Source organism: Halorubrum sp. CGM5_25_10-8B, from assembly GCF_005435095.1.
Taxonomy (GTDB): Archaea; Halobacteriota; Halobacteria; order Halobacteriales; family Haloferacaceae; genus Halorubrum; species Halorubrum ezzemoulense.
Genome location: NZ_SGTY01000027.1, coordinates 19,054 through 27,772, shown reverse-complemented (window position 1 = coordinate 27,772; position 8,719 = coordinate 19,054). Strand labels below are relative to the sequence as shown.

Here is an 8,719-nt window from a genome sequence, read left to right as displayed (position 1 = left end):
TTTGGGAAATAGAACGACGAACATCCTCGTTTGCGAATAGTTTTAGCAATGTCGCACTCGAGACAGCTCAAAATTGGCTCGAAGCCGTTGCTGTCTACCACAATTCACGCCAAACTTAACGCGACCCCCGATATGTCCTAACAACGATAGGTACTTATCACGCGACAAAGTATGGCAAGTAGATGATGTTCTATGGGGTCAGTCGGCTAGAATGAATTCCGCAAACAAAGCTATCCTACTTGCTTTGATTATAAGCGTAGGTCTCGTTTTCTCTGCCGCACCACTGGTAGTGTCTGCGGCAAGTTCACCGACGGCCTCGTTCGATTACTCTCCGTCAACTCCTAATCCAGACGATAGTATTACTCTTGATGCGAGCGAGTCCACCGATCCAGATGGAGATATTGATTCATACGAGTGGGACTCGAACGGCGACGGAGATTATGGCGACTACAGCGATATCTCCGACGGACAAACGTCAAGTGTCACGTTCAGCTCGGGCGGGACCTATACCGTTGGCTTAAGAGTAACAGATTCGCAAGGAAATGTGAGTACAGTTCGGAGACAAATCACAGTAGAAAATCCAGCACCGGAAGCGTCGTTCACTTTTTCTCCGTCTGTACCAAACCCGGATGACACTATTTCACTCGACGCGAGTGGATCGAGTGATTCCGACGGGGAGATTGTCTCATACGAGTGGGATTCGAACGGTGATGGCGACTATGGCGATTACAGCGATATCTCTGACGGACAAGCCTCAAGTGTCACGTTCGGCTCGGGTGGGACCTATACCGTTGGTCTAAGAGTCACCGACAACGGCGGTAAGAGTCGAACAACGACAACCCAAATTACAGTAGAGAACCCATCACCGGAAGCGTCGTTCACTTTTTCTCCGTCTGTACCAAATCCAGATGATACTATTTCACTCGACGCGAGTGGATCGAGTGATTCCGACGGGGAGATTGTCTCATACGAGTGGGATTCGAACGGTGATGGCGACTATGGCGATTACAGCGATATCTCTGACGGACAAACCTCAAGTGTCACGTTCGGCTCGGGTGGGACCTATACTGTTGGTCTGAGAGTCACTGACAACGGCGGCAAGAGTCGAACAACTACTACCCAAATTACAGTAGAGAACCCGGCACCGGAAGCGTCATTTAGCTTTTCTCCATCGGTACCAAATCCAGATGACTCTATCTCGCTTGATGCGAGCGGATCAAGCGATCCCGACGGGGAGATTGTCTCATACGAGTGGGATTCGAACGGTGATGGCGACTATGGCGATTACAGCGATATCTCCGACGGACAAACCTCAAGCGTCACGTTCGGCTCGGGTGGGACCTATACCGTTGGTCTGAGAGTCACTGACAACGGCGGCAAGAGTCGAACAACGACAACCCAAATCACAGTAGAGAACCCGTCACCGAAACCCTCATTCACATTTTCGCCGTCTACCCCTAATCCAGATGACTCTATTTCTCTCGATGCAAGTGGGTCAAGCGATCCCGACGGGGAGATTGTCTCATACGAGTGGGATTCGAACGGTGATGGGGATTATGGCGACTACAGCGATATCTCGGACGGACAAACCTCAAGCGTTACATTCGAAACAGATGGTACATACACGGTCGGTTTGCGGATTACAGATAATGGTGGCAAGACTGTAACCACTACAAAATCTATCGTCGTTAAGAATCCCGCACCCGCTGCTGACTTCACATACAGTACTTCTAGCGGAGCAGGACTGTCGGTGAGATTAGACGGGAGTAATTCCTCAGACTCAGATGGCGAAGTAGTGAGTTATGAGTGGTATGTTAGTGGTGACCGGGAAGCAACAGGCAGAGTCTCTGAAATCACTTTCCCAGAGAAAGGGACGTACAATGTACGGCTTACAGTTACGGACAACGGTGAAAAGCAGAATTCAATCACGAAAGAAGTAGGCGTAAGTGAGTCACCATCCGCGAGGGTTTCTCTACCAGAAGGACCTGTTGCTACGGGGGATCAAATTGAATTCTCTGCTGGTTCATCATTCGATCCCGACGGTTCGATTGAATCGTATCAATGGAAGTTCTCTGATGGTACGACAGAGCGGGGGAAGTCGGCAACAAAGGTATTCGCGACCTCTGGTCACTACACTGGATCTGTGACTGTAACCGATGAAACTGGAAATACAGATACGGCAAACGTGGAAATAGAGGTAAAGACACCACCAAAGGTATCTATCAGTTGGTCACCTACAAAACCGGCCGATGATACACCGGTTCAATTTGTCGCAAACTCGGATAGCACAATTACAGCATGGGAGTGGGATCTTGACGGTGATGGGAGCGCTGACAAGAACGGCTCAGAAATAACACATGCTTTCCCCGATGGCGGAAGCAAAGAGATAACACTAGCCGTTGTTACATCTGATGGTCTAAAAACGGAGATTAAAAGAGAAGTCACAGTTCGAGATGTGAAGCCGAAAGCCAACTTTACTTGGCAACCTGTGACTCCTCAGAGCGAACAGGACGTCATTTTCGTAGCCAATTCAACAGATGAAATCAGATCCTACGAGTGGGATTTCAAAAATGACGAGAAATTTGACACAAGAGGACAAAAGGTTACGAATAAGTTTACAGAGAATGGTAAAAAACCAGTTGTTCTAAAAGTAACTGATGAGTATGGTGATACTGCTACGTATTCGAGGGTTGTATCTGTACAAGAAAGTGTAGCACTTGATCTTACCAGCGAACAATCCGTAGTTCAGCCTAGTGATGAAATATTAGTACTATTCTCGGTGTCGAATAAAATGCCGGATCAGGAGATCGATGTCAAACTCAATTTGAATCTACCTGGAAGTGGGGTTTCAATCTCAGGCGTGGATGGGACAAGTCTAGCGAGTAGAAGTAGTACAGAGTATGTCAATGTTGGACCGGGTGAAGAAACTAACATACAGGTTAGAATTCAAACTAATGACCCCGGGGAATACAGTATTTCGGGAGACGCTGTTTACTATGTCGGGGGCGAGAACTCAAGCGACCGACGGACTTCTTCTGTTGGTCCAATTGAGGTTACGGTAGAGTCAACTTCGACAGCAAGCGACTTACCGGGGTTCGGATTTATGATGACTTTTCTTGTACTTTTGATTGTGTCAGTATCTCTTAGAAGATTGTCTTCTTAATACGATATGGCGAGAAGCAGGTTCTTCTCGCCCAACTGGCGAGTAGCCCCTTCAGTTTAAATTAGACACTGAGCCGGGGGGACTCCCTTCACCTGACAAGAATAGCGTGCTACATATAGAGCGTATACTCAGCAGCCCGAATTCTCTTCTTTGACTGGTCTCCAGTTAAGCGAGTATCCGATGGTGGCGGGAGTCACGCCACCAACTGGAGAAGGAGATACCCTACAGCAAACGAAGCAATGATGCCGACTACGACTCCGAGGGCCAGCCCTGTTGTCGACTGTAATCCGAACGAGAGTCCGGCGAAGATGGTCGCAAAGGTTACTGCTGCCCCACCGATGACGACCCTGAGTTTCAGGTCCGAGGCAGCAATTCGTTCGAGAGCGCCCATAATCCCACAAGGGGTCTCCGCTCACATACCGCTTGTGTAGTAAGAACCGCTCGCCAATCACCAAACTTCGGTGACCGGTGTCGAGGACCGGTGAGTACGCGCCCTCTATTCAGCAGGTACTTGACGAACTCCCGTAATTGGCAAGACCGCGCTGCGAGACACAGAGGATGTAGTCAGCACCTGAACGATGTTATTTCTCCGTCGATACCCTGAATCAACCTGTAGAATCCGCTTGCGAACCGAACATAGACAGCGTCGAACACGTTAATATTGAAGCAGTTCGTCTGGGAGGCGATAGCCGGTTTCATCCTGCGGGAATGGGAAGGAGTCGATGACTCCATCCAACGTCAGTGGTCCGTAGACGTGGGGGAATACACTTGCCCCGTCGCTGCTGGTCTCGTATCGAACGGGTGAGTCCAGACCAGATTCATCCAGCAATAGAAGTACCATCTCGTCACTGTCAGAGTGATTGGCGTCTGCGACGACGACTATCTGGCCCGGCTTCGAGCAGTGAACGAACCCTTGGGTCTCTAACGAACTCGGACGATATTCTCCGTGTTTCTGGAACGACTGCCAGTCAGACTGGGAGAGGGCATGGACAATCTGAGGCATTACCTAAGCAGTTAGATGCCCAATGAATAATTCTTCTGTACTGAGCGACCCAGCCTGATCGAATCCGGGAGGAACTTATTACGAGACTCGCGTCCTCTATTCTATTGATTCGTCCAGCGCCTCCGACTTGTCTCGGATCACCACCGATCAGCGGTCACAACGGCGACCCGACGGGCACACCGTCCGAGGTCGCCGTCTCAGCGTTCAGGCCGAACTCGTCACGGTTCGTCCCGTCCGCGTGCTGCGGTAGCGCTCCCACAGCAACACCGCCGGCGGCAACGCAACGACGGTGAACACGAACGAGTACAGAACGCTCAGCGCCATCAGGAGGCCGAAGTCCCCAAGCACGGGCGTGATCGCGAGCGCGAGCGCTCCAGTGCCGAGTGATGTCGTGAGCATGCTTCCCAGGAGCGCGCCCCCGGTCCCGGACAGTGTCGTGAGCATCGCGCCGTAGGCGTTCCGGCCGTCGTTGTACTCGTCGATGAACCGGTGGGTCGCGTGAACTGAGTATGCGATCCCCAGCCCGATGGATATCGATAGGATAGTTGCCGTCAGCGCGTTCAGGGACAGACCGAGCAACCGCATGGTCCCGATGAGGAACGCGATCGCAACGAGGATCGGAAAGACGTTCACGATCCCCAGGTACGGCTTCCCTTCCAACACGGCGTAGGCAACGACGAGGAATCCGGCCGTCAGTCCCACAGCGAGTATCATCCCCTGGATCGCAGAGTCGAAGATGATCTCGGTGATCGCGTCGAAGACGACGAGCTGTCCGGTCGCGGTCGCTTCGTACCGGAAGTCCTCCGCGAACGTGCGGGCGTCGGCGGCAGCCCCGGCCTGCGACGCGTCCGCGTCGATCGCGTACTCGATCTTGGCGTTCCGCCGATCCGGCGTGAGGTACTGCTCGGCACGGTCACCGGACGGAGACGCGAACAGTTCGTCGTAGATCCGGTCGAGGTTCTGCTCGGGAACCCCGTCGCCGTCGCGGTCGTTCCGGGCCACGAGTTCGCCGAACTCGGGGTTCCGATCGGCGTGCGACTGGATCACCGTGGCGACGCTCGTCGGGCGAGCGCTCCCGCCGTCACCGACCGCGAGCGCGTCGGGCGGATCCTCGTTCGGCTGTGAGAGCGCCGCCAAGGCGTGATCCGCCTCGAAGTTCCCCTCTACGTATATCGTCACCGACTGGTCCTGGCTCGTTGCGAACCGGTCCTCCAACAGATTGATCGTCTCCGTGACGGTGTAGGTCCCGGGCGCGAACGGCTCAGGCAGCGACGTGACGTACTCCGGCTGTTCGGCCGGCGGGAGGAAGTCCTCTTGTTCGAAGGAGGTGTCGACGCCGCTCCCGTAGGCAGCCGCGACCCCGCCGGTCAGGAGCAGCACCACGACGAACGCGATCGGTGCGTACCGACTGGCGCGTGCGGGAAATGCGAGCACGCGTCCGAGTGTCGAGTCCTCCGAGGAGATCGGTTTCGAGTTGAATTCGGGGACTCCGTAGCGCTCGCGCAGCCGATCGACCTCCAATTTCGCCGCGGGGAGGAACAGCCCGAATATCAGGAAGGTGAACACGATGCCGACCGCCGACGCGAGCCCGAGGTTTCGGATTGGTGTGAGATCGGAGATGACGTTCGCCCCGAACCCGAACACGGTTGTCACCGTGACGATGACGAACGCGACCATCAGTTGGTTGTTCGCAGTTCGCATCGCCTCGATCGGCTCTAACCCCTCGACGGTCTCCTCGCGGTAGCGGTTGATGATGTGGATTCCGAAGTCCACCCCGACCGCGAGCAGGAGCACCGGTACGGCGATCATCTGCTGATTGAACGGGATGCCCGAGTAGCCGAGGAACCCGAATGTCCACAGCACCGTCATCAGAAGCGACAGCAGGCCGAGCGAGAGGTCGATCGGGTCGCGATAGGCGACGATGAGGAACAGCAACAGCAACAGCACCACGACGGGCATCACGATCGTCAGCGAGTCGCCGATCACCTGTCCGGTCTCGGCATTCGTGATCCCAGTGCCGAACGCCCGAATGTCGGCCGGCTCGTCTTCGGCGATCGAAGCGACCTCCGTCTGGAGACCGGCGAGATCGTCGAACCCGCTCGGGACATCGTGCGAGACGACTGTGATCGAGGCGGACGCCGAGGCGCTCGTCGGATTGAAATCGGTCGCGAGGCTGCGCGAGAACGCCGGGTTCGCGGCGTTGAGCTGACGGACGGTTCGACGCACTTCCGTCTCGGTCGCGCCCTCTAGTGCCCGCCGCTGTTCGGTCACCGTGGTCGCCGAGGGATCGATCGCCTGCGCGATGATCGTGGCCGGCCCGTTCGCGTCCTCCATCCGCAGTGATTCTCGCGACTCGACGCGCTCCAGTACCCGGAGGTTCCTGACGAGTGCTTCCTTCGAGAGGGCGTTCCCGCTGACGTGGATGAGCTGGGTTGACTCGCCGTCGGCCGCGAACGGATCTTCGAACTCCTCGTTGACTGCGTCGAGCGCCTCCTGTTCGTCGAGCCCTTGGGTAAACCCTTCCGTGGGTTCGGTCTCGGTGGAGACGAGCCCGATCCCCCCTGCGAACACGGCGGTCAACAGGAGGAACGCGACGACGACCGCACGCGGGCGGTCGACGATGACGTCGTTGAGGCGTCGTATTCCCGCCTCGATCTGCTCGCCAAGTCGCATCGCTTACCGCCTCCGGTACCAGACGACCGCACCACCGGCTCCGACGACGACGACAAGCAAGACGACGATCGGGCCGATCGGTAGTCCGCCGCTCTCGCTTTCGGTCACGTCGATCGGCACCCGGACCGTGTCGGACAGCTGGCTGTCGCCGTTGGCGTCGTCGTATCGGAAGTCGAACGAGATCGGGTACGTGCTCCCGGGCGTGGCTGACGCGGTCGCGCTCAGATCGAAGGTCATCGTCACGGTCTCACCCGGCTCGATCGTCTGCGCGTACCCCGTGTCCGTGTCGCCGGTCGCGATCGGATCGTCGGTGAACAGCCGGGCTTCGACATCGCCGACCGTCTCGTTGAGGTTGTTCGTTACCTCGACCGAGAGGGTGCGCGCGCCCCCTGTCTCGAGAGTTCGGTCAGCGACCTCGACGTCGAACCGGTCACGCTCCGGAGCAATATCGAAGAGGAGCTCGAGGTCTTGATACGCCCGCCGCTCGAGTTCCGCTGTCCGATACTGAACGGCGATGTCTGCGGTGCTAGCGACTGCCTCAGCCTCTTGACCGACCTCAATCGGTAGTCGGAACTCCGCAGACTCACCGGGACCGAGGGTTCCGACTGCGACCGATCTCTCAACAGGTATCACGCTCGGTGACTGCTCAGCGTACTGGACGACGACGTTGCGCGCGGTCGCGGGACCGTCGTTGGTGACCGTCCCTTGGATGTCGCCCTGCTCGCCGACGTATAGATCGGATTCGACGTTGTCGATCGTGAACTGCTGTTCGGCGCCCGGACGGACACTCGCGGACGGACTTTGATCGACACGCTGGTACCCCTCGCTCGTGTCGAACGTGACCGTGCCGTCGAGCGCGTAATCGCGGACGGGTGCGCCGCCCGCGAAAGCGACGTCGTACGTCACGGTCGCCGTCTCACCGGGCTCTAAGTGGCCAACTCTGGCGGAGTCGCGCGGACTCTGGCCGAAAGCGAGCCCGGCGCTCGCCGACTCCAGCGTGACCGTCGCCTCGCTGGCGGTGTCGGCCCCGATGTTCTTGATTTCAGCCTCGAGGGTCCCTTGGTCACCGACCTGCGCGTCGGTCGTCACGTTCGTGATCTCGAAGCGAGCGTCGTCGCTCACCTCGACGGTGACCTCGCGGTCGATGGTCTTCTGCCGGTCGTAGACGACGTTTCCTGACTGCTGGTAGGTGTGTGAGTACCGCACTTCGACATCGATCTCGTAGGTACCGGGATCGACGTCGCTCGGGACGCCGACCGCGATCGGCGCTTCTCCGGGGCGGCTCTCGGCTACCGAGCCGATGGCCACCGTGCCGGTCTCGACGGTGAGCGGGGTGTTATCGGCGTCGGCCTCAACGCGTACGTTTCGGGCGGTCGTCACAAGCGCACGCGCGTCAGCCGGTCCCAGATCGAGATCGCCGTCGTTCGTGACTTGGAGCGTGACGGAGTTGGTCTCACCCGCGTTGATCGTCGGTTGTGCCACGGAGACGGCCAGGTCCGGCGAGCCGCGGATCGTCGGTCCCGCCTGCTGCTGGACCGCGTCGGGAGACTGGGCGGCGACCGGGGCGCCTGCGACCGCCACGGTACTGGAGACGAACAGGAACGTCACGACGAGTGCGGTGAGTGCGCGATGCCCCCTCATGCTGTCACCCCTGCGTCGTACTGCGCGTCCGAAGCGGCAAGTCGGGTTGTCCGTACGGGGCGCCGTTCCTTACCACCGACAGCGTCAGTGTCGCTGTCCTGTCTCCTTGAGTAGCCAGAATTGATTCGGATCGTAGTCGGTCGAACGAGAGTCGAAATTCGTGTGTCGGAACGAAGGCGCTTCACACTCTTTGAAAAACTCGCGAACCAATAATATTTTCGTTCGTGGAATTCTATACC

The 8,719-nt window shown here is 57.2% G+C and carries 5 protein-coding genes and 1 pseudogene; 2 read left to right on the top strand and 4 right to left on the bottom strand.

The annotated features are described in order from the left end of the window. Both EXE51_RS18055 and EXE51_RS16455 read left to right on the top strand, forming a co-directional pair. A pseudogene (locus EXE51_RS18055) lies at window positions 1-119 on the top strand (IS6 family transposase); the annotation flags it as partial. A 92-nt stretch (window positions 120-211) separates the two neighbouring features. Further along, window positions 212-3,163 (top strand): PKD domain-containing protein, encoded by a 2,952-nt coding sequence (locus EXE51_RS16455; protein ID WP_137693110.1) that lies wholly within the window; start codon window positions 212-214, stop codon window positions 3,161-3,163. A gap of 193 nt (window positions 3,164-3,356) precedes the next feature. Here the strand turns inward: EXE51_RS16455 and EXE51_RS16450 are convergent, their stop codons facing one another. From EXE51_RS16450 to EXE51_RS16435, 4 genes are all read right to left on the bottom strand, one after another. After that, complete coding sequence (locus tag EXE51_RS16450) at window positions 3,357-3,554, bottom strand: hypothetical protein (RefSeq protein WP_094553699.1); 198 nt, start codon at window positions 3,552-3,554, stop codon at window positions 3,357-3,359. Window positions 3,555-3,818: 264 nt separating this feature from the next. Next, a complete protein-coding gene (locus EXE51_RS16445; protein WP_137693109.1) occupies window positions 3,819-4,166 on the bottom strand; it encodes a DUF952 domain-containing protein in 348 nt (115 codons plus the stop codon). Between the two features lie 204 nt (window positions 4,167-4,370). Continuing rightward, window positions 4,371-6,839, bottom strand: coding sequence for an RND family transporter (locus EXE51_RS16440; protein WP_137693108.1), 2,469 nt, complete (start codon window positions 6,837-6,839; stop codon window positions 4,371-4,373). 3 nt (window positions 6,840-6,842) lie between these two features. Next, window positions 6,843-8,480 carry a COG1361 S-layer family protein gene (locus tag EXE51_RS16435; protein ID WP_137693107.1) on the bottom strand — a complete coding sequence of 546 codons (1,638 nt, stop codon included), beginning with the start codon at window positions 8,478-8,480 and terminating at the stop codon, window positions 6,843-6,845. Between the last annotated feature and the right edge of the window lie 239 nt (window positions 8,481-8,719).